This window comes from Ruegeria sp. R14_0, assembly GCF_017743975.1.
In the GTDB taxonomy this organism is placed as follows: Bacteria; Pseudomonadota; Alphaproteobacteria; order Rhodobacterales; family Rhodobacteraceae; genus Ruegeria.
Genome location: NZ_JAGHRC010000002.1, coordinates 1 through 19182 on the forward strand (window position 1 = coordinate 1; position 19182 = coordinate 19182).

At 57.9% G+C, this 19182-nt stretch carries 22 protein-coding genes; 10 read left to right on the forward strand and 12 right to left on the reverse strand.

Annotation, left to right across the window (positions count from 1 at the left end; genetic code table 11):
- The 3 genes from J7416_RS05895 to parC form a co-directional block, all read right to left on the reverse strand.
- The coding region (locus J7416_RS05895) for a GTP-binding protein (protein ID WP_231739787.1) at positions 1-127 on the reverse strand (127 nt) is incomplete at its 3' end.
- A 113-nt stretch (positions 128-240) separates the two neighbouring features.
- A complete protein-coding gene (locus J7416_RS05900; protein ID WP_209223833.1) occupies positions 241-834 on the reverse strand; it encodes a hypothetical protein in 594 nt (197 codons plus the stop codon).
- 99 nt (positions 835-933) lie between these two features.
- Positions 934-3282, reverse strand: a complete 2349-nt coding sequence (gene parC, locus J7416_RS05905) for a DNA topoisomerase IV subunit A (RefSeq protein ID WP_209223834.1) — start codon at positions 3280-3282, stop codon at positions 934-936.
- Positions 3283-3482: 200 nt separating this feature from the next.
- Here parC and J7416_RS05910 point away from each other — a divergent pair, with 200 nt between their 5' ends.
- The 6 genes from J7416_RS05910 to J7416_RS05935 all read left to right on the forward strand — a co-directional run bounded on the left by J7416_RS05910 (position 3483) and on the right by J7416_RS05935 (position 7705).
- A complete protein-coding gene (locus J7416_RS05910) occupies positions 3483-4082 on the forward strand; it encodes an SH3 domain-containing protein (protein ID WP_247744164.1) in 600 nt (199 codons plus the stop codon).
- Positions 4083-4151: 69 nt separating this feature from the next.
- Positions 4152-4979: an SDR family NAD(P)-dependent oxidoreductase gene (locus J7416_RS05915; protein ID WP_209223835.1), complete on the forward strand. Its 828-nt coding sequence runs from the start codon at positions 4152-4154 to the stop codon at positions 4977-4979.
- Between the two features lie 80 nt (positions 4980-5059).
- The gene (locus J7416_RS05920; protein WP_170428719.1) at positions 5060-5263 is read left to right on the forward strand and encodes a twin transmembrane helix small protein; all 204 of its coding nucleotides are present in this window, start codon (positions 5060-5062) and stop codon (positions 5261-5263) included.
- On the forward strand, positions 5264-5836 hold the full coding sequence (locus tag J7416_RS05925; protein ID WP_170428722.1) for a cob(I)yrinic acid a,c-diamide adenosyltransferase: 573 nt from the start codon (positions 5264-5266) through the stop codon (positions 5834-5836).
- A 181-nt stretch (positions 5837-6017) separates the two neighbouring features.
- A complete protein-coding gene (locus tag J7416_RS05930; protein ID WP_209223836.1) occupies positions 6018-6776 on the forward strand; it encodes an electron transfer flavoprotein subunit beta/FixA family protein in 759 nt (252 codons plus the stop codon).
- Positions 6776-7705 (forward strand): FAD-binding protein, encoded by a 930-nt coding sequence (locus J7416_RS05935; RefSeq protein ID WP_209223837.1) that lies wholly within the window; start codon positions 6776-6778, stop codon positions 7703-7705. Before J7416_RS05930 ends, J7416_RS05935 begins: the two co-directional genes overlap by 1 nt.
- 60 nt (positions 7706-7765) lie before the next feature.
- On the opposite strand, the gene J7416_RS05940 is transcribed toward J7416_RS05935, so the two are convergent.
- Complete coding sequence (locus J7416_RS05940) at positions 7766-8578, reverse strand: DUF6473 family protein (protein ID WP_247744165.1); 813 nt, start codon at positions 8576-8578, stop codon at positions 7766-7768.
- A 161-nt stretch (positions 8579-8739) separates the two neighbouring features.
- On the opposite strand from J7416_RS05940, the gene J7416_RS05945 reads away from it, so the two are divergent.
- A complete protein-coding gene (locus J7416_RS05945; protein ID WP_209223839.1) occupies positions 8740-9615 on the forward strand; it encodes a 3-hydroxybutyryl-CoA dehydrogenase in 876 nt (291 codons plus the stop codon).
- A 74-nt stretch (positions 9616-9689) separates the two neighbouring features.
- Here the strand turns inward: J7416_RS05945 and J7416_RS05950 are convergent, their stop codons facing one another.
- From J7416_RS05950 to J7416_RS05980, 7 genes are read right to left on the reverse strand one after another with little or no spacing between them, the layout of a single operon-like run.
- Positions 9690-10589 (reverse strand): lysophospholipid acyltransferase family protein, encoded by a 900-nt coding sequence (locus J7416_RS05950; protein ID WP_209223840.1) that lies wholly within the window; start codon positions 10587-10589, stop codon positions 9690-9692.
- A gap of 39 nt (positions 10590-10628) precedes the next feature.
- Complete coding sequence (locus J7416_RS05955) at positions 10629-10898, reverse strand: HPr family phosphocarrier protein (protein WP_170428736.1); 270 nt, start codon at positions 10896-10898, stop codon at positions 10629-10631.
- A gap of 17 nt (positions 10899-10915) precedes the next feature.
- Positions 10916-11308 (reverse strand): PTS fructose transporter subunit IIA, encoded by a 393-nt coding sequence (locus J7416_RS05960; protein ID WP_170428739.1) that lies wholly within the window; start codon positions 11306-11308, stop codon positions 10916-10918.
- Positions 11305-12186: an RNase adapter RapZ gene (gene rapZ / locus J7416_RS05965; protein ID WP_209223841.1), complete on the reverse strand. Its 882-nt coding sequence runs from the start codon at positions 12184-12186 to the stop codon at positions 11305-11307. Before rapZ ends, J7416_RS05960 begins: the two co-directional genes overlap by 4 nt.
- The gene (locus tag J7416_RS05970) at positions 12183-12653 is read right to left on the reverse strand and encodes an HPr kinase/phosphatase C-terminal domain-containing protein (RefSeq protein ID WP_209223842.1); all 471 of its coding nucleotides are present in this window, start codon (positions 12651-12653) and stop codon (positions 12183-12185) included. The genes rapZ and J7416_RS05970 overlap by 4 nt, the downstream gene beginning before the upstream one ends.
- Before the next feature lie 3 nt (positions 12654-12656).
- On the reverse strand, positions 12657-14369 hold the full coding sequence (locus J7416_RS05975; protein WP_209223843.1) for a sensor histidine kinase: 1713 nt from the start codon (positions 14367-14369) through the stop codon (positions 12657-12659).
- A gap of 32 nt (positions 14370-14401) precedes the next feature.
- Positions 14402-15106: a response regulator transcription factor gene (locus J7416_RS05980; protein WP_170428750.1), complete on the reverse strand. Its 705-nt coding sequence runs from the start codon at positions 15104-15106 to the stop codon at positions 14402-14404.
- Between the two features lie 348 nt (positions 15107-15454).
- On the opposite strand from J7416_RS05980, the gene J7416_RS05985 reads away from it, so the two are divergent.
- The 3 genes from J7416_RS05985 to J7416_RS05995 all read left to right on the forward strand — a co-directional run bounded on the left by J7416_RS05985 (position 15455) and on the right by J7416_RS05995 (position 18285).
- Positions 15455-17053 (forward strand): phosphoenolpyruvate carboxykinase, encoded by a 1599-nt coding sequence (locus tag J7416_RS05985; protein WP_209223844.1) that lies wholly within the window; start codon positions 15455-15457, stop codon positions 17051-17053.
- 365 nt (positions 17054-17418) lie between these two features.
- A complete protein-coding gene (locus J7416_RS05990) occupies positions 17419-17709 on the forward strand; it encodes a hypothetical protein (protein WP_209223845.1) in 291 nt (96 codons plus the stop codon).
- 33 nt (positions 17710-17742) lie between these two features.
- On the forward strand, positions 17743-18285 hold the full coding sequence (locus J7416_RS05995; RefSeq protein WP_348540246.1) for a hypothetical protein: 543 nt from the start codon (positions 17743-17745) through the stop codon (positions 18283-18285).
- On the opposite strand, the gene J7416_RS06000 is transcribed toward J7416_RS05995, so the two are convergent.
- On the reverse strand, positions 18282-19046 hold the full coding sequence (locus J7416_RS06000) for a sulfite exporter TauE/SafE family protein (protein ID WP_209223846.1): 765 nt from the start codon (positions 19044-19046) through the stop codon (positions 18282-18284). The two genes, J7416_RS05995 and J7416_RS06000, sit on opposite strands and share 4 nt — an antisense overlap.
- Between the last annotated feature and the right edge of the window lie 136 nt (positions 19047-19182).

Genomic DNA, 19182 nt, shown 5'->3' on the forward strand with positions numbered 1-19182 from the left:
CATACGCTTTGAAGTCACCGAAATACTTGGTGATCGCTGCGGTCAGCGTCGTTTTACCATGGTCAACGTGGCCAATCGTGCCGATGTTGACGTGCGGTTTTGTACGCTCAAACTTTTCCTTTGCCATTCCTCAGGCGCCCTTTTGCGATTTGGGGGACCCTTGGTCCCGTGGTTACATCTGCGCGCGCGAGATATTTGGTTCAAAGGGGAAAATCAAGCACATCCTGCCTTAAAATCCGTTTATGACGCCGGATTTTGCGTGACTTCGACGGATTCCAGCGGCTGGATCAGGTCTGGTCGCTTGTCGAACCAGCCATTGTCCTTGTGTTCTTCGGCCAACCACTCTTCGACACGGTCGGCAACTTTCAGTGCAAGACCGTCCATTTGCTCTTCCCGCGTGCGAGAATGACCCGAGCCGGCAAGGGCACTTTCGCCCGTGGTGTCTTCCAGAACCTGAAACTGTTTGCCCTTGGCCAGAAACTCTTTCTGGCGGACATCGTAGACATTCACGAGAACGATCGCCGTGCTCTTTGGGTTGTAGATCACAGGCACGCCGGGAGGTGCGAGCATGTAACCTTCCAGGCTGATGCCAATGTCGTATTCTTGTGCGCCCTCATATCGACCGAGACGGATGTTCACGGCGTTCTGAATCGCATCTTCCCATTCTTTAGGGGTCGCATCCCGCGACACCGGACCCTGCCGGGCCTTTTCCGCAAAGGCGTAGTTGACGCGCAATTTGAACTCGCCCAGCGACTCAGGTGCTTCATAAACCTGCGTCTGAGCGCAGGCGCCCATCAGGGCCAATCCGGTAATCAGGGTGAATGCTCGCAACATGTCTCTCGTCTCGATAGGCCTGTTTTTCTTTGATCTAGCGCACCGATACGGCCTGTGCCAAGCCGTATCGGCAGAAATCCACCCGCAAGCGTGGCTTGCTCACGAGAATTTATAGTCACGCGGGAAGCCGTAGGGGGCCTTTTTCCCGACGCTGGCCCGCTTGGCCAACCACTGGGACATATCAGCCTCGTGCCGGGTCTTGTCACCGCCCATAGACCATTTCAGGCCATCTTCCCAGTTGAAGGTGGTGATGTCGGACAGGCCGCCATCCAGTTCCAGTGTCCCCTGTCGGCCGCGCGCCATATTGTATTTCTGCAGACGTACGCCCTTGCCGCGCCCCATTTCGGGCAGTTCCTCAGTCGGGAAGACCAGGAATTTGCCGTTCTGGGACACCACAGCCACGTGATCGCCTTCAACGGGCTTACAGATCATCGCCGTCTCGTCGCCTTTGACGTTCAGCACCTGTTTGCCGTTCCGGGTCTGGGCCAGCACGTCATCTTCGGGCACCATAAAGCCGTTGCCTGCATCCGAGGCGACCAGCAACTTGCGTCCCGGCTGGTGGATCAGAATGTCGATGATCTGCGCTTCGTTCGGCAGGTCAACCATCAGGCGCAGCGGTTCACCCATGCCCCGCCCACCAGGCAGGTTGGCAGCGCTGACCGTGTAGAATCGCCCGTTCGAGGCGAAGACCAGCAGCCGGTCTGTCGTTTCTGCGTGGAAGATGAAGCGCGGGCCGTCGCCGTCCTTGAACTTCAGCTCACGCTTCAGGTCGATATGACCGGTCATGGCGCGAATCCACCCCATCTGAGAGCAGACGACCGTGATCGGTTCTTTGTCGATCATCGCCTCAAGCGGAACTTCTTCGACCTGCCCGGCTTCGGCAAACTGAGTCCGACGCGCGCCGCCTTCGTAGTCTTTGCCGAAGGTCTTCTTGGTCTCTTTGAGCTGCTCGGCAATCTTGGCCCATTGCAGACCTTCATCGGCCAGCAGATCTTCAAGGTTGGCGCGTTCCAGCATCAACTCGTCACGCTCACGCACCAATTCCATCTCTTCGAGACGGCGCAGGCTGCGCAAGCGCATGTTGAGGATGGCGTCGACCTGCACCTCGGACAACTCGCCCTCACCCGGTTTGGGCGAAACATAGTCGGATTCGTCGGTCGCACGGACATGGTCAATGCCCCAATCCTCGCGCATCAGCGCGGCTTTGGGGTCATCGTCATAACGGATAATGTCGATCACGCGATCGAGGTTGAGGAAGGCGACGATAAAGCCCTCCAACACTTCCAACCGGTGGTCGATCTTCGCCATGCGGTGGCGCGAGCGGCGCAGCAGCACCTCTTGCCGGTGATCGAGGAAGGCGCGCAGCACTTCCTTCATCGAGCAGACCTTGGGCGTCACGCCGTCGATCAGCACGTTCATGTTCAGGCTGAACCGCACCTCAAGGTCCGAGTTGCGATAAAGCATGCCCATCAGCACCTCGGGGTCCACGTTCTTGGAGCGTGGTTCGAGGATCAGCCGGATGTCATCGGCGGATTCATCGCGTACATCGGCGAGGATCGGGATTTTCTTGGTCTGGATCAGTTCCGCGATCTTTTCGATCAGCTTGGATTTCTGAACCTGATACGGAATTTCGGTGACCACGATCTGCCATTGGCCGCGACCCAGATCCTCGACCTCGAACTTACAGCGCAGACGGAACGAGCCACGTCCGGTGCGATAGGCCTGCGCGATGTTCTCGGGCGGCTCGACGATCACACCGCCGGTCGGGAAGTCCGGTCCGGGGACGTAGTTTAACAGCGTGTCGTCGCGCGCGTCCGGCGTTTTGATCAGGTGCAGACATGCATCACAGAGTTCAGCGATGTTATGCGGCGGAATGTTCGTGGCCATACCCACCGCAATACCGCTGGCACCATTTGCCAAAAGGTTCGGGAACTGCGCGGGCAGCACAACCGGCTCGGTCAGTGTGCCGTCATAGTTGTCTCGGAAATCGACAGCGTCTTCGTTCAAACCCTCAAGCAGCGCCTCGGCCACAATGGTCATCCGCGCCTCGGTGTATCGCGAGGCCGCCGGGTTATCGCCGTCGATATTGCCGAAGTTCCCCTGCCCGTCGACCAGCGGATAGCGGACGTTAAAGTCCTGCGCCAGACGCGCCATCGCATCGTAAATCGCAGCGTCGCCATGCGGGTGATAGTTACCCATCACGTCGCCGGAAATCTTCGCGGACTTCCGGAATCCGCCCGTCGCACTGAGTCGCAGCTCGCGCATGGCATAGAGGATTCGCCGGTGAACCGGCTTCAACCCGTCGCGGGCATCGGGCAAAGCCCGGTGCATAATGGTGGACAGCGCATAGGTCAGATAGCGTTCGCCAATCGCGCGGCGCAGCGGTTCAGCTACCTCGCCCCCACCCTCGGGGGCCTCCATGTTGGGGTCGTCGATCGTATCGTTCATATATGATGTGATACGCCGCAAGAGCGCGCTGGTAAAGCAACCAGCAGGTATTTTGCTGGGGACAAGTCGCGCTTTTTGCAACAGGGGGAGGCAAGTCCCGGATTTCCCCCATTTTTCGACTCGGACCCCGAATTATGCTAGGCTGTCTTCATTAGACTGCTGCCTATTTCTTGTACCTTATGATTGCCGGGGGATGCGCCATGACGCGCCTTATTGTTTTGACTTTCGCTGCACTGGGCTGGTGCTTTTACGTGATGAGCGGCGGGCCGAATTTCGAACCGCGTGGCCTGCGAACCGAACAACCAGAGCGCGTAGCCTCGGTGCCGAAACCTGCGCCTGTTGCACCGGCGCGGGTCGAAGAGTTGGTCACCAATGTCGCCGTGCGCACCCCGTCAGAGCGTGTACAAACGCCCCTGCAAACCGAAGAGGTCGTTCAGATCGTCACCGAACCGGCCAATCTGCCCAGCTTGTCCGGTGTGTCGGTCTTTGACGATCAGAGCGCCACCATCACACTGGCCTCACTGGAAGACGGTGTGGCAGGTCTGCGGCAAGTTGCCGAAGAGCCTGTGGAAGTCGAAGCGACACCCGAGCCCGCGCGGGATATCCGCGAAATCACTGGCACACGGGTCAATATGCGCGACGGACCGGGCACGATCTATCCGATCATTGGCAAGGCTACCATTGGACAGCAGGTCGAGGTGCTGAGCGAATCCGGCACCGGTTGGTTGCGCCTGCGCGTGTTGCCCGAGCAACAGGTCGGCTGGATTTCCGCCTCGTTGGTTCGAAAAATCGAAAACTGACGTAGTGCCATCATTGTCCTGCCCCAATCCCCACAATAGCTTTGACGTGGGTTAACGGTCAGGAAGATCATGCAGAAAACCATTCTTATCACCGGCTGCTCGTCCGGTATCGGCCTGGACGCAGCACACGGTATGCGTGCGCGCGGCTGGCGTGTTTTTGCGTCGTGCCGACAGCAGCGCGACTGCGACCGTCTGCGGGCGCAGGGTTTTGAAAGCCCGCGCATTGACTATACCGACGCCGAAAGCATCACCGAAGGCCTGGCCGAAGTCCTAGAGGCCACCGGTGGCACGCTAGACGCGCTGTTTAACAATGGGGCGCATGGCCTGCCCGGTGCGGTCGAAGATTTGCCGACCGAGGGGCTGCGCCAGATTTTTGAGGCCAACTTTTTTGGCTGGCACGAGCTGACCCGGCAAGTGATTCCAGTCATGCGGGCGCAGGGGCATGGGCGAATCGTTCAGAACTCGTCAGTGTTGGGATTTGTCGCGTTCCCATGGCGGGGTGCCTATGTCGCCACGAAATACGCGATCGAAGGTCTGACCGACACCCTGCGGCTGGAATTGGCCGATACGGACATCAAGGCGATCTTGATTGAGCCCGGTCCGATCACCTCGAAAATCCGCGAAAACTCGATCCCTTTCTTCGAGCGGTTCATCAACTGGGAGTCCTCGGCCCTGCGGGACAGGTACGAGTCTTCGCTATTGAAAAGACTATACGAATCCTCCGGACCCGACCGTTTTGAGCTTCCCGCATCTGCTGTGACCGACAAGCTGGCCCATGCGGTCGAATCCAAAAGACCGCGACCGCGTTACTACGTGACCACGCCGACCTATATCGCCGGTTACCTGCGCCGCCTTTTGCCGACCCGGACCATCGACCGCATCTTGTCCGACGTCTGAGGCGAAATTACCCGTTCGCTTTTCACACGTGGGGGTCTAGATGGTACCCTCAGGAAACAAGAGAAGCGGACGGTGTACCCATGGACCTTTTGATGGTCGTTTTGTTGTTGGCCATGGCGGCGGTTGTCGTTGTGCTGGTGATTGGCATCTCGAACTTCGGCAAAGCCGGTAAAAGTGCCGCGCTCAAAAGCAACAAGATGATGCAACTGCGAATTCTGTTCCAGTTCATTGCCGTGGTGCTGATCGTGCTCTACGTCTGGCTGCGCGGACAAGGAGTTCAATAAATGGTCGTACTCAACAAGATCTACACGCGCACCGGCGATGACGGGAAAACTGCTTTGGGCAATGGCGAGCGTGTCGCCAAGTATTCTGGCCGTGTGACGGCCTATGGGACGGTTGACGAGCTGAACGCCTTTGTCGGCGTGGCCCGGACCGAGGCCGAGGGCGAAGTGGACGCCGCACTCGCCCGTATTCAAAACGACTTGTTCGATTTGGGCGCGGATTTCTGCCGTCCAGACATGGAAAAGGACGCCGAGGCCGATTACCCGCCGCTGCGGATCGTTGCAGCTCAGATCGACCGGCTGGAAGCCGAGATCGACGTGATGAATGAAACGCTGGAACCTCTGCGCAGCTTCATCCTGCCCGGCGGCTCCCGCCTGGCGGCCCATCTTCATGTCTGCCGGACCGTGTCGCGCCGAGCCGAACGCTTGGCCGTCGAATTGACCAATATGGAACCCGTGAACGAGGTCGCGGTGAAGTACCTCAATCGGTTGAGCGACTGGTTTTTCGTGGCCGCGCGCTGCGCCAACGACAACGGCACGGCGGACGTTTTGTGGGTTCCCGGCGCGAACCGCTGAGCCGTGGCAAAGCAATTTAGTTTCGCGCCGTTGCGTCAAAATATACGAAACGCGACGTCTCAAGTTCATGACGTGACGATTTTGCCCTGTTGCAGCGTGAATTGAGACGCTATTCAGTCGTCCGAGAGCATTGGTGGAGTCGCAACGCGGCTTACCGTTATTTGTGAGGAGCAAGCGCAAAATGAAGGTACTCGTGCCTGTCAAACGCGTGATTGACTATAATGTGAAGGTCCGCGTGAAAGCGGACGGTAGCGGTGTCGATCTCGCCAATGTCAAAATGTCGATGAACCCGTTCGACGAGATCGCCGTCGAAGAGGCGATTCGTCTGAAAGAAGCTGGCAAGGCTGACGAAGTCGTTGCGGTTTCGATCGGTGTGAAGCAGGCGCAGGAAACCCTGCGTACCGCGCTGGCCATGGGCGCCGACCGCGCCATTCTGGTTGTTGCCGCCGATGACGTGCACACTGATATCGAGCCTCTGGCCGTTGCCAAGATCCTGGCCAAAGTGGTCGAGGAAGAGCAGCCCGGTCTGGTTCTGGCCGGTAAGCAGGCAATCGACAACGACATGAACGCCACCGGTCAAATGCTGTCGGCCCTGCTGGGCTGGTCGCAAGGCACCTTTGCCTCCGAAGTCGACATCGAAGGCGACAGCGCCAAGATCACCCGTGAGGTAGATGGCGGTCTGCAGACCATCAGCGTCAAGATGCCGACCATCGTGACCGTTGACCTGCGCCTGAACGAGCCGCGCTATGCGTCGTTGCCGAACATCATGAAGGCGAAGAAAAAGCCGCTGGACGAGAAAACCGCCGCCGATTACGGCGTCGACGTCACTCCGCGTCTGGAAGTCGTCAAGACCGAAGAGCCGCCGGCACGCGCCGCTGGTATCGTCGTGGGCTCAGTAGACGAGCTGGTCGAGAAACTCAAAGAAGCGGGGGCTGTGTAATGGCTGTTCTTCTTCTCGCAGAAGTCAACAACGGCGAACTGGCGCTGGACGCCACCGCCAAGGCTGTCACCGCCGCCAAGGCGCTGGGTGATGTGACCGTTCTGGCCGCAGGCGGTTCCGCCGCTGCTGCCGGTGAAGCCGCCGCCAAGATCGATGGCGTTTCCAAGGTTCTGGTTGCCGAAGACGACTCGCTGGGCCATCGCCTCGCGGAATCGACCGCAGCCCTGATCGTCGGACTGGCCGACGGGTACGAGCACATCGTTGCCCCCGCCACCACCGACGCGAAGAACGTGATGCCCCGCGTCGCGGCTCTGCTGGATGCCATGATCATCTCGGATGCATCCGGTGTGGTTGACGGTTCGACCTTCGAGCGTCCGATCTATGCAGGCAACGCGATCCAGACCGTAAAGTCGAGCGACGCCAAGAAAGTCGTCACCTTCCGTACTGCTTCGTTCGACGCGGCTGGCGAAGGTGGTTCGGCTGCGGTTGAGACCATCGCAGTTGGTGACAACCCCGGTCTGTCTTCGTGGGTCGAGGACAAGGTTGCCGAAAGCGATCGTCCGGAACTGACTTCGGCTGGCGTTGTTGTTTCGGGCGGCCGTGGGGTTGGCTCGGAAGAAGACTTCAAACTGATCGAAACACTGGCCGACAAGCTGGGTGCCGCTGTTGGCGCGTCGCGTGCCGCTGTTGACTCGGGCTATGCTCCGAACGACTGGCAGGTTGGTCAGACCGGTAAGGTTGTTGCACCTGACCTGTATGTTGCGGTCGGCATCTCGGGCGCGATCCAGCACTTGGCTGGTATGAAAGACTCGAAAGTCATCGTTGCGATCAACAAAGACGAAGAAGCCCCGATCTTCCAGGTTGCGGATTTCGGCCTCGTCGCAGACCTGTTCCAGGCTGTTCCTGAGCTGACCGAAAAACTCGGCTGATCCTGGCCCAGGAAACTCTTTTGAAGAAAATGGAAAGGCCCGCCAAATGGCGGGCCTTTTTCAGTTCAGGTTCCGTACTGAAGCGACCAGTTCATCAGCAATGGCCCTATGCGCCGCCGGGCCTATCATGTGTTCGGCCATCGGCTGCTGCAGCGTTCCAAACAGCATGTCCTCAATCTCATCCGACTGGCCGCAGACCCGTGTTGTAACGTCAACGCATTGGGCACAGAACGGGCGGACATCCTCGATCATCGCATCCGTCACATTGAGGTCTAGAAGATCTGCACCATCGGGATCGCGAAGCACCTGAAGCCTTAGCAGGATCACCGGTACGTCTAAACGGCGAAGAAGGTCGCCGACCTGACGCACCCAGTTGCGGCGCAGCTCATCCAGAACAACCTCGACACGTGCGTCCGGAAACCTCTGAAGGCTTGTCATCAGGTGGCGCACAAAATGCACTTCGGTAAAATCAACCTCGGGATAGAGGCGGATCAGATCACCAGTCGGTTCAAGAAAGCGATCGTTGCGCCTGGGATGCACGCGATAAAAATGATTGGTCTGCCCCAACAATCCAGGCACCTGCAAGACGCATAGATCGGCCGTTTTCAGCAAATCGAACAGCCCGCTGTCCAGACATAGGGCATCCACCCCGCTGAACAGGCAACCAAGGTTCAGAACCCGCCTGTCAGTGCGCTCCTCCAGCAGGGTTGCAAAGGGGCGTTGTACAAACCGCCCAAATGTCTCATCCCCACCGGCGCAAGCCATATAGGGCTGATCCAATACACGCCGTGTGCCCCGAAACCACAGCCGCGACCCGTCATATTGACAGACTTCATGCCCGGGTTCCCCCGAGCCTGTTTGATGATAGCTCATAACACTCACCCATTTTCACCCGGTTGCCATCTTGCAGCCGCAAATCTTGAGAAATTCCTAATGTGCGCATTTGAAGCAAATTCGAACGGACTGATCCCCTTGCCGCCCGCCCCGATCTGTCGATACTGTCGCCATATCGCGGGACACAAAGGCACCTGAACATGGATGTAAAATCAGTCGGAGTGATTGGCGCAGGTCAGATGGGCAATGGTATCGCCCATGTTCTGGCCTTGGCGGAGTATAACGTTCTTCTGAACGACGTTTCCGAAGACGCGCTCGGCAAAGCGTTGACGACGATTGAGGGCAACCTGGCACGACAGGCATCGCGCGGAAAAATCTCGGACGACGAGATGCGCGCGGCGCTGAGCCGGATCACCACGACCCTGGAATTGCCCCAGCTTGGTCAGACTGACCTGGTGATCGAAGCCGCAACCGAGCGTGAGGCGATCAAACAGGCCATCTTTGAGGATCTGCAGCCCCACTTGCTGCCACACACGATTCTCACATCCAACACGTCTTCAATTTCGATCACACGGCTCGCCAGTCGGACCGACAGGCCCGAGCGTTTCATGGGGTTCCACTTCATGAACCCTGTGCCTGTGATGCAGTTGGTCGAATTGATCCGCGGCATCGCCACCGATGAAGAGACGTTCAAATCCTGCAAGGCCGTGGTGGACCGTTTAGGCAAAACGGCGGCCAGCGCCGAAGATTTCCCGGCCTTTATCGTGAACCGCATCTTGATGCCGATGATTAACGAAGCCGTCTATACGCTTTACGAAGGCGTGGGCAGCGTGCAGTCGATTGACCAGTCGATGCGCTTGGGTGCAAATCACCCGATGGGTCCACTGGAGCTGGCGGATTTTATCGGGCTAGACACCTGTCTGGCGATCATGAACGTGCTGCATGATGGTCTGGCGGACACCAAGTACCGGCCGTGTCCCCTGCTGACAAAATATGTCGAAGCCGGGTGGCTGGGGCGCAAGACCGAACGCGGGTTCTATGACTATCGCGGTGAAACCCCGGTTCCAACACGGTAAAAGGGGGCCAGCCCCCTCGCCCGGATTTCATCCGGGCTCACCCCCGGGATATTTTTAGCCAGATGAAGAGCGGATCAACGCTTGAGCGTTTCACCCAACGCCATGGTGCGTTTTCTGAGCCATGACATAAAGCCGCGCGGATCGCGTTCCAGCAGTTTCATGTCTTCGTCCGAGATTGGCTCTCCGATCACTGGGGACTGCGGTTTATTGCAGGAGCGAACGATTTCATGAAGCAGCAGGCCCTGCCGCAGGATCGGTGACAGCTTGTTGGCAATCTGATAAGCGCGCGAGTTTCTTCCGGGGAAGAAAATCGGCACCACCTGAGCGCCGGACCGACGGATCATTTTGGCGGTGAATACATTCCATTCACGCTCTTGCGCAGGGCCAAACCAGTCGTCTGAGGACATGACCACGCCCGACGGGAACAGCGCGACAACCCCGCCGTCCTTCAGATGGTCCATCGCCTTGCTGCGCATTTCCAGCATCTTGGTCTGCGCCTCTGGGTCGTGTGGGAATGGTACCGGAATCATGAACGATGTCGCAGCCTCATCCAGCCCGGTCAGGACCGAGCGGGTCAGAATGCGATAATCACTGCGAACCTGTCCAATCAGTTCGGCCAGTATCATGCCGTCGACCATTCCGTGCGGATGGTTTGCTACGACGACCACAGGCCCCTTTTTGGGAATTCGCGCGATCTGTTCCTGCGGCGTGGTGAGGTTGATTCCCATAACCTCAAGCGCGCCGCCCCAGAACCGTTGGCCCCGATAGTATTCATTCTTTTTTTCGAACTTATTGACCATGCGCAGAATGGTCAGCTTACCTGTGCACCATTCAATGGCCCGAATGGCCGTGGACGTCCAGGCGTCGTCGAACGAGTTCGCATAGGTCAGGGTTCTACGGTCGTAGACTTCACCCTGGTCATCTGTCCCATCCACAACCGGGCCTGTCTTGGTCTCGTGCGTTGTTTCCGCCAATTCCTGGCCTTCCCGTTTTTCGTGTCGCGACCGAGCCGTTCAGAACCCTTCCCCGAACTTGTCGTTCACCAGGGTTTCCAATGCATCTGCCAACGCCTCAGCATCCGGTCCGGACGTCTCGACGTCAATAGTCGTTCCGCGCGAGGCTGCCAACATCAAAAGCCCCATGATACTGTCCCCTGAGGCAGAAAGTCCGTCTTTGGACACCTCTGCCTGCGCATCAAAGCCCTCAACCACCTCAACCAGCTTAGCCGAGGCGCGGGCGTGCAAACCCTTTTCGTTTATTATTTTCAAGCTTCGGTTGGTCATTCTTAATCAATCCGGTCTTAGTCCAACGTCACATTTTGCGCGTTAATATATTTTCGTCCAGCCTCCATCGCGCGGCGCACGGCATCCCCGATCGGCAGGTGGCGACTTTTGGCCAGTTTAATAAGCATAGGCAAATTTGCACCGTAAAGAATACGGCGATCCTGCGGCGTGCAGGCTTTCAGACTCAGATTCGAAGGGCTGCCACCGAACAGGTCCGTGACAACGACAACACCATCGCCGGCATCGACGTTATCCGCAGCGGCGCATATCTCTGCCTGTTTCGCTTCGCGATCGTGATCCGCCTCGATCGAGATTGCGACCAGCCCAGGTTGTTTTCCGACCACATGCTGCATGGCTGCCAGATACTCCTGGGCCAGCCCGCCATGTGCTACGAGTACGATCCCGATCAATCCGGCCTCACATTCAACGATCGACGTTCCATTTCGCGGTGCCTAACTGCCACTTGCTGCCCCTCCTCTGCAAGGGCCTTTGCAACCGCTTCTGCCATTGCCACCGACCTGTGTTGCCCTCCAGTACACCCGAATGCCACAGAAAGATGCGCTTTGCCTTCGGCGCGGAACGCTGGGAGCAGCAGTTTCAACAGATCGACGACGCGGTCGAAGAACGGTGCATAATTATCGTCTGACTGTACATAGCGCGCCACGTCCGGGTTTCGACCATCTTCGGCGCGCAACTCTGGTCGCCAATATGGGTTGGCAAGAAAACGACAATCGAAAACCATATCCAAACCGCGCGGCAATCCGCGTTTATAAGAGAAGGACTCGATCGAGACGGCCAGATGTCTTCCGCTTTTTGGGGCGAACCAACGCTCGACCTCTTCGCGCAACTGATGGACGTTCAGAGCACTGGTATCGATCAATGTGTCGGCGATTTCGCGGATCGGGGCCAGCAGTTCCTTTTCCTGCCGGACACCAGTTTCCGGACTTGCATCTACCGCGACCGGGTGACGTCTTCGCGTTTCCGAGAAGCGGCGCAACAGGACGTCATCAGTACAATCGAGGTAGAGTATCGTCAGATCCGCCTGATCCATGCCCCGCAGGCGCGCGGCCAGTTCGATAAACCCTATGGTCGAGAAATCACGATTGCGCGCATCAATCCCCAGCGCCATGGGTTGGTCACTTTCAGGGCCGTCCAAAAGGCGCGTCAGCAGGCCCATGGGCAAGTTGTCGATAGCCTCAAACCCCAGATCCTCAAGCACATGAATGGCCGTCGTCCGCCCGGCCCCCGAAGGACCGGTGACCAGGACAATGCGCCGTTGTTTTTTCATTTGCCGGACCATTCCGAGCCCACGCGCCCCATTTTCATCAATTGCATCAGTGCTGCGGCCAAATTGGGAACGCCGAGTCCCCGAAACAAGGGAACAGATTGCCTCAGGGCGCGGATCACATTTGCTTCCGGAAACCGTTTTTGTTCTTGTTGGTCCAGATCCACCACGCAGGCCAGGGGCACAAGCCCCACGGCGGAAGCTCTCAAAATTCCGATACCCCGCGCTTCGATCATTCCGCGAATGTTCGGGGCTGCATCGGCCAAGATCTGATCACCCTCAGCGCGCAGTTCGACCCGGTCATCCCCGACCAGGTCGGCCCCCAGCGCCATCATCTGAAGCGCCAGAGCGGACTTGCCAGAACCCGAGGCACCCACAATCAGCAAAGCTTGCCCCGCAACCGCAACGCAACTCGCGTGAATGATGGCGCTATCGTGTTCGGCCAGATCATAGACGGACGGGCCGCTCATGGATCAAACAGGCAGCCCGACAACAAAGCGCGCGCCCAACGGGTCCGAGGTGATGTCAGCCTCGGTCGGGCGGATGTTCTCGGCCCAGATTACGCCGCCGTGAGCCTCGACAATCTGCTTCGAGATCGCCAGCCCCAGACCCGAGTTATTCCCGAAATGCTCGGCAGGTCGCTGCGAATAGAACCGTTTGAAAACTTTGGTCAGCGCCTGTTCGGGGATGCCGGGACCTGTGTCTTCGACCACAACCAGAACGCGGTTTTGGCGCCGGCGCACCCAGACGCGGATTGCATCTTTTTCTTCGCAGAACGAAATCGCGTTGGTGATCAGATTGACAAAGACCTGAGCCAGACGCGCCTCGAGCCCGTTGATGATGATCGGGTTTTCAGGCAGGTCGGTGATATAGTCGATCCCCTTGGATCGCGCGTCTTCGCCCAGATACTGGCTGATATTGCCAACCAGTTTCAAAAGGTCAAAGGGCTGTTCTTCTTCCTTGACCAGTTCCGCATCCAAGCGGGACGCGTTCGAGATGTCGCTGACCAAACGGTCCAAGCGGCGCACGTCGTGTTCGATTACGCCCATCAGTTTCTCGCGCTGATCCTCGCGCTTGACCATTCGCAGCGTACCCACGGCAGATTGCAGACTGGCCAGCGGGTTCTTGATCTCATGGGCGACATCAGCGGCGAACTGTTCATTCGCATCGATCCTGTTATACAGCGCTGTCACCATGCCCCTTAGTGCGCGACTGAGCAGGCCGATTTCGTCCGGGCGCGCGGTCAGATCGGGGATACGGATCCGTCCCGGATTCACGCCCGCGCCTCGGTCCTTGCCCAGTTCAGCCGCAGCGGCCAGATCGGCAAGCGGGTTGGCGATCGTCGAAGCCAGCACCAGACTCAACCCGATGGAAACCAGCAGGGCGACGACAAACATTTGCAGAATACGCTCCTGCTCGCGACGAGCCAAAGCGTCGATTTCCCCCGAAGGTCCGGCCATAGCCACGGCGCCGACCGCGGCGCTGTCCAGCAGAATGGGTGCTGCGGCTACAATCACCGTTTCGCCGAAATCATCCTTAACCGCCTGTACCTGCACTTCACCCTGCAGCGCGCTGGGCACAATCGCTTGAACCCTTTGTGCCAGTGTCGGTGCTTCGCCGGGTTCACTGCCGGAAAACACGCGTGACAAGCCCGTCCACACTGCATTAAGCGCGTCGCTGATCACGGTGCTGCCCGTCTGAAGCTCTGCTTCTGATGCCAACAAGGCCGGCGTTTCCGATGCTGCGCCCCGCGCCCACCCAATCAGCGTACCCCGCGCATCGTATACAAAGACCTCTCCACCTTCAGGCAGGCTGAGACCGGCCAGAGTATCTTTCACGTCCAACGCGCTTGAATCCTGCGTCAGCCCGGACGCCGTCTGTCGTAGCTGAGCCTCGAACACGTTGCTAACCAACTGCGCGTCGCCAACCAAATTGCGGGCCGTTTGCCGCAGCTGTTCCCCCCGCGAGTCGTCGAGATACAGCAAACCCGTCACCAAGATGACCAGAGCGATCAGGTTCAGGGTGATGATCTTGCGCGCCAGAGGCGAACCGCGCAGGGAAAACAGGTTGCGACGACGACGGGAAGCGCGAAGCTCGGCAGACTCGGGGTCTTGCGGGATGACCCAGTCATCCCCCAGAACGACATCACCGTCCCGCAATTCGCTGGCTTGTTCCGTATCGCGCACGAGACCCGGTTACCCCTGATTAATGGCCACGCTTATTCTTCGTTGTACCTGTACCCAATGCCGTACAGCGTTTCGATCGCCGAAAACTCGGGGTCTGCGGCGCGCATTTTCTTGCGCAGGCGCTTGATGTGGCTATCGATAGTGCGGTCGTCCACATAGACCTGATCGTCATAGGCAACGTCCATCAGCTGATCGCGGCTTTTGACAAAGCCCGGTCGCTGCGCCAACGCTTGAAGCAATAGGAACTCAGTCACGGTCAGGGACACGTCCGACCCTTTCCAGCTGACCGCGTGGCGCAGCGGGTCCATCCGCAGATCGCCACGCTCCATTACTTTGGCGTCGCCGGTGCTGGCGGTGGTCGCATCTCCCGTGGTTGCCTCCTGCCGGCGCAGTAGCGCGCGGATGCGCTCCACCAGAAGACGCTGCGAGAACGGCTTTTTGACATAGTCATCCGCGCCCATGCGCAGACCAAGAACCTCGTCGATCTCGTCATCTTTGGAGGTTAGGAAAATCACCGGCATCTGGGTTTTCTGCCGCAACCGCTGCAACAGGTCCATCCCGTCCATTCGCGGCATCTTTATATCCAGAACAGCCATGTCGGGCAGTTTCTTGTTGAAAGCGTCCAGCGCTGCCTGTCCATCATTATACGTCTCAACCTCGAACCCTTCGGCTTCGAGTGTCATGGAAACGGACGTCAGGATATTTCTGTCGTCGTCCACCAGTGCAATCTTTGACATCGGGTTAACCCCTATTCCTGCTCACTCACGCAATTATTCGCTTATTAGTAAGGCATCTTTGTCGTTTTTATGGCCCCGAATCAATCCGTATCTGCGAATCGTGCGATTGTTGTCACACAGATGCGGCAAAAAAGCCGTTAACATGCGCGTAAAAGCGCCTTGTTTTCCGACAGGAAATTATTGGTGGCGCTAAACTTTGACTTGGTTGCGCTAACTACGTCAAACCGTGCTGTTCATGCCCTAAACGACCGTGATAAGACCCGCCCATCCGCCGGTTTTTCCCGGCATACTGCCCCAAGAGCGCACCCCGGCCCAACCGCCGACGCGCCGCCACAGGAGAAGACACACATGACATCTGGACGGGTTAACCCGCAATTCCGCCTCGAAGATCAGGGCATCGAGGGTCTGGGCAATGTCTATTATAACTTCATGGAACCGGCGCTGATCGAAGAGGCGCTGAAGCGCGGCGAAGGCACCCTTGGCAATGGCGGAGCCTTCCTGGTAACCACCGGCAAATTCACCGGTCGTTCCCCCAAGGACAAACACGTCGTCAAGACCGACAGCGTTGCCGACACCATCTGGTGGGAAAACAATGCCGCGATGACCCCCGAAGGGTTTGACGCACTGTACGAAGACATGCTGGCGCATATGAAAGGCCGCGATTACTTCGTGCAGGACCTCGTCGGCGGTGCCGATCCAGCCTATTCGATCAACGTGCGCATGGTCACCGAACTGGCCTGGCACAACCTGTTCATCCGCCACCTGCTGCGCCGCCCGGATCGCGAAGATCTGGAAGAGTTCGTGGCGCACTTTACCGTCATCAATTGCCCCAGCTTCCAGGCTGATCCAGCCAAGCATGGCTGCAAGAGTGAAACCGTGATCGCGCTGAACTTCGATCGCAAGCTGATCCTGATCGGCGGCACGGAATACGCGGGTGAGAACAAAAAGTCCGTGTTCACTTTGCTTAACTACATGCTGCCGGAAAAAGGCGTGATGCCTATGCACTGCTCGGCCAACCACGCCGTTGGCAACCCGGTCGACACGGCCGTATTCTTCGGCCTGTCCGGCACCGGAAAAACCACTTTGTCGGCCGACCCCTCGCGCACCCTGATCGGGGATGACGAGCACGGCTGGTCGGACCGCGGCACTTTCAACTTTGAAGGCGGCTGCTATGCCAAGACGATCAACCTGAACGCCGAGGCCGAGCCGGAAATCTACGCGACCACCAGCAAGTTCGGCACCGTGATCGAAAACATGGTCTTTGACCCCGAAACCAAAGAGCTGGATTTCGAAGACGACTCGCTGACAGCGAACATGCGCTGCGCCTACCCGCTCGAGTACATCTCAAACGCGTCCAGCAGCGCTTTGGGTGGGCATCCGAAGAACATCATCATGCTGACCTGCGATGCGTTTGGCGTTCTGCCTCCGATCGCGCGTCTGACACCGGCACAGGCGATGTACCACTTCCTGTCGGGCTTCACCTCGAAGGTCGCCGGAACCGAGCGTGGCATTACCGAACCACAGCCCACATTCTCGACCTGCTTCGGCGCGCCATTTATGCCGCGTCGCCCGGAAGAGTACGGCAATCTGCTGCGTGACAAGATCGCCCAGCACGGCGCGACCTGCTGGTTGGTGAACACCGGCTGGACCGGCGGTGCCTATGGCGTTGGCAGCCGCATGCCGATCCGCGCGACCCGCGCCCTGCTGACGGCTGCCCTGGAAGGATCGCTGCGCGATGCCGAGTTCCGCAAGGATGCGAATTTCGGCTTTGACGTTCCGGTCTCGGTTCCCGGCGTGGCCGAAGTTCTGCTGGACCCGCGCCGCACCTGGGATGATCAGGCCGCGTTTGACAAGCAGGCTGAGAAACTGGTGCAGATGTTTGCCGAGAACTTTGAACAGTACCTGCCCTTCATCGACGATGACATCAAAGCCGTCGCAATCGGGTGAAGAGATCAGGGGGCGGCTTCGCCCCCTTTTCTTTTGAGGCGACACAAAAAGCTTTAGTCGCCCAATGGTTGTAATATGCGCAATGCGCATACAAATTTATTGCCCGTTTCGCCAGTTTAGAGTACTCAACGGTGTCATAATGACGAAAATGCCCGGCGCTTTCGCACCGGGCGGAAAGTAAAGACCTTGGGGATACTCAATGAGCGCGCACTCACATTCGCGATTTGAGCAACCTAATCAGATATCTAGTGTAATCCATCGGGGATGGGTGTCAATATGAGACTTGCAAATCACCACTGAAAACGAATGCATCTCTCACCTTTGTATTTTGGCAAGGGGCGACACGGAAAACTACAGGTAAAGAAATGACAGAAATCTCGAAACTGACCGAACTTCGCAAATTGATGCAAAGTATGGAACAGACCCTTGGGCTCGAGCAACTCTCTCCGGTTGAGCGTGACATTTACTACGCCGCCGAAGAGCTTTCCAAACAGGATCAGGAAGTGCGGACTTTTGGTCTGATTGAACACACTCTGGTCAAAAGCGTTTCGCGCCCGACCTTCTTTCGCGCGCTGAAATCGCTGGTGCAAAAAGGCTATCTGTCCCAGAGCGGCAACTCAAACCGGGGGCGGTATATCGTACATGCGCCCAGATGATGTCTCCAACCTGCGCGTCGTTGGCTGAACACCGTGCGCAGATGGGCTTCTGACACATTCTTCGCCTCGCTGGCTTATGTGGTTGCGTCATTCCTCACGTTTGAGGTGCTGATGCCGCTGCAGAACATGTTCTTCCCGGAATACCCAAGCCGGGCCAGCCTGCTGTTTTTGCCGCACGGCGTGCGTGTACTTGCCGCATGGCTATTGGGATGGCGCGCGATTTTCGCGCTGCTGCCCGGGGTCTTTTTGGTTTTTGCCTTTCTTGGCGGGGCGGACGTATTCCTGCCTAGCCGCCTGTTGGCGATTGCCATCGCTGTCACCACCGTTCCGGCCGTGTTCTATATATTCAAATGGATTGGATGGGATTTGTTCCCAAGGCCTGATCGCAAACCCTGCTGGTTGTGCGTGATGGGTGTCGGCGTCATCACCTCGATCCTGGCATCCGCGCTAACGAACATGAGCTTTGGCAGTGCAGGCATTGAGTATATCGCCTTTCTGATCGGCGACATCTCGGGGCTGTTCTTCCTGATGTTGGGGCTGTATTTCACGTTTCGCTTCATGGACCGCAGGGCCTAACCCATCAACCCGCGACGCAGCAGGTTCAGCCCAGCGACCAGCAGGACAACCAACGTCACCTTGCGAAACAGCGCCTGATCGATCCTAGATTGCAATTGTAGCCCCAGCCACATTCCAACCACCGCAGGAACGATCAGAACCGCCGAAAACGGAGCAGTCTCTGCCCGCAGGATACCCGAGCCGAGATGCGCCAGCGTCAGGGCAACTGCACCCAGCCCGTAGATGACACCCTGAACCCGCATCTGCACAGCCTTGGGCGTATTCAACGCCGTCAGGTACGCGACAGTCGGCGGCCCCCATATCCCGGACATCCCACCGACAAAGCCCGCGACTGAGCCGATCAGTGCTTCCATCCGCACCGACGGTTTTGCAAGAACAAGCTTTACACCCAGCACTTGGATCAAGGCAAAGAGCGTGACTGGCGCACCGATCATCAGCAAAAAGGTCGATGGCGGCACCAAAGTCACAAGCTGGGCCCCTGCCAGCAGAAACACCAGCCCGACAATCAGAAACACGCGGAATTGCCTCATCGACGACACAGCTGCCTGCACACCCTGTCCAAACGCCTGGAGAACATTAGTTACCAATGTCGGAAGGATAAGGCCTGCGATGGCAAGTTCGGGCGGCAAAAAGACACTTAATCCCGAAACCAACACCATGGGCATCGCAAACCCGACCATTCCTTTGATGGAACCGGCCAGAAACGCCACACCTAAAGCCAGCAGCAGGTCCTGCGGAGTCAGTAAGGAAAACAATGTCATGCACCCCTGATAGCATTCCTGACGTGCGCTGCACCGCAAAAACGTTCGAGAAATAATTGAACTTTTTCGCAACGTAATAAGTATTTTTGTTGCGCTGCACGTGCAGCATGATATGACCAGACGATACCAGAAAAGG

What these genes read in the sequence shown, in the direction of transcription:
- J7416_RS05900 (WP_209223833.1), bottom strand. Translation starts at nt 834, where the DNA reads ATGTTGCGAGCATTCACCCTGATTACCGGATTGGCCCTGATGGGCGCC.
- parC (WP_209223834.1), bottom strand. Translation starts at nt 3,282, where the DNA reads ATGAACGATACGATCGACGACCCCAACATGGAGGCCCCCGAGGGTGGG.
- J7416_RS05910 (WP_247744164.1), top strand. Translation starts at nt 3,483, where the DNA reads ATGACGCGCCTTATTGTTTTGACTTTCGCTGCACTGGGCTGGTGCTTT.
- J7416_RS05915 (WP_209223835.1), top strand. Translation starts at nt 4,152, where the DNA reads ATGCAGAAAACCATTCTTATCACCGGCTGCTCGTCCGGTATCGGCCTG.
- J7416_RS05920 (WP_170428719.1), top strand. Translation starts at nt 5,060, where the DNA reads ATGGACCTTTTGATGGTCGTTTTGTTGTTGGCCATGGCGGCGGTTGTC.
- J7416_RS05925 (WP_170428722.1), top strand. Translation starts at nt 5,264, where the DNA reads ATGGTCGTACTCAACAAGATCTACACGCGCACCGGCGATGACGGGAAA.
- J7416_RS05930 (WP_209223836.1), top strand. Translation starts at nt 6,018, where the DNA reads ATGAAGGTACTCGTGCCTGTCAAACGCGTGATTGACTATAATGTGAAG.
- J7416_RS05935 (WP_209223837.1), top strand. Translation starts at nt 6,776, where the DNA reads ATGGCTGTTCTTCTTCTCGCAGAAGTCAACAACGGCGAACTGGCGCTG.
- J7416_RS05940 (WP_247744165.1), bottom strand. Translation starts at nt 8,578, where the DNA reads ATGAGCTATCATCAAACAGGCTCGGGGGAACCCGGGCATGAAGTCTGT.
- J7416_RS05945 (WP_209223839.1), top strand. Translation starts at nt 8,740, where the DNA reads ATGGATGTAAAATCAGTCGGAGTGATTGGCGCAGGTCAGATGGGCAAT.
- J7416_RS05955 (WP_170428736.1), bottom strand. Translation starts at nt 10,898, where the DNA reads ATGACCAACCGAAGCTTGAAAATAATAAACGAAAAGGGTTTGCACGCC.
- rapZ (WP_209223841.1), bottom strand. Translation starts at nt 12,186, where the DNA reads ATGAAAAAACAACGGCGCATTGTCCTGGTCACCGGTCCTTCGGGGGCC.
- J7416_RS05970 (WP_209223842.1), bottom strand. Translation starts at nt 12,653, where the DNA reads ATGAGCGGCCCGTCCGTCTATGATCTGGCCGAACACGATAGCGCCATC.
- J7416_RS05980 (WP_170428750.1), bottom strand. Translation starts at nt 15,106, where the DNA reads ATGTCAAAGATTGCACTGGTGGACGACGACAGAAATATCCTGACGTCC.
- J7416_RS05985 (WP_209223844.1), top strand. Translation starts at nt 15,455, where the DNA reads ATGACATCTGGACGGGTTAACCCGCAATTCCGCCTCGAAGATCAGGGC.
- J7416_RS05990 (WP_209223845.1), top strand. Translation starts at nt 17,419, where the DNA reads ATGACAGAAATCTCGAAACTGACCGAACTTCGCAAATTGATGCAAAGT.
- J7416_RS06000 (WP_209223846.1), bottom strand. Translation starts at nt 19,046, where the DNA reads ATGACATTGTTTTCCTTACTGACTCCGCAGGACCTGCTGCTGGCTTTA.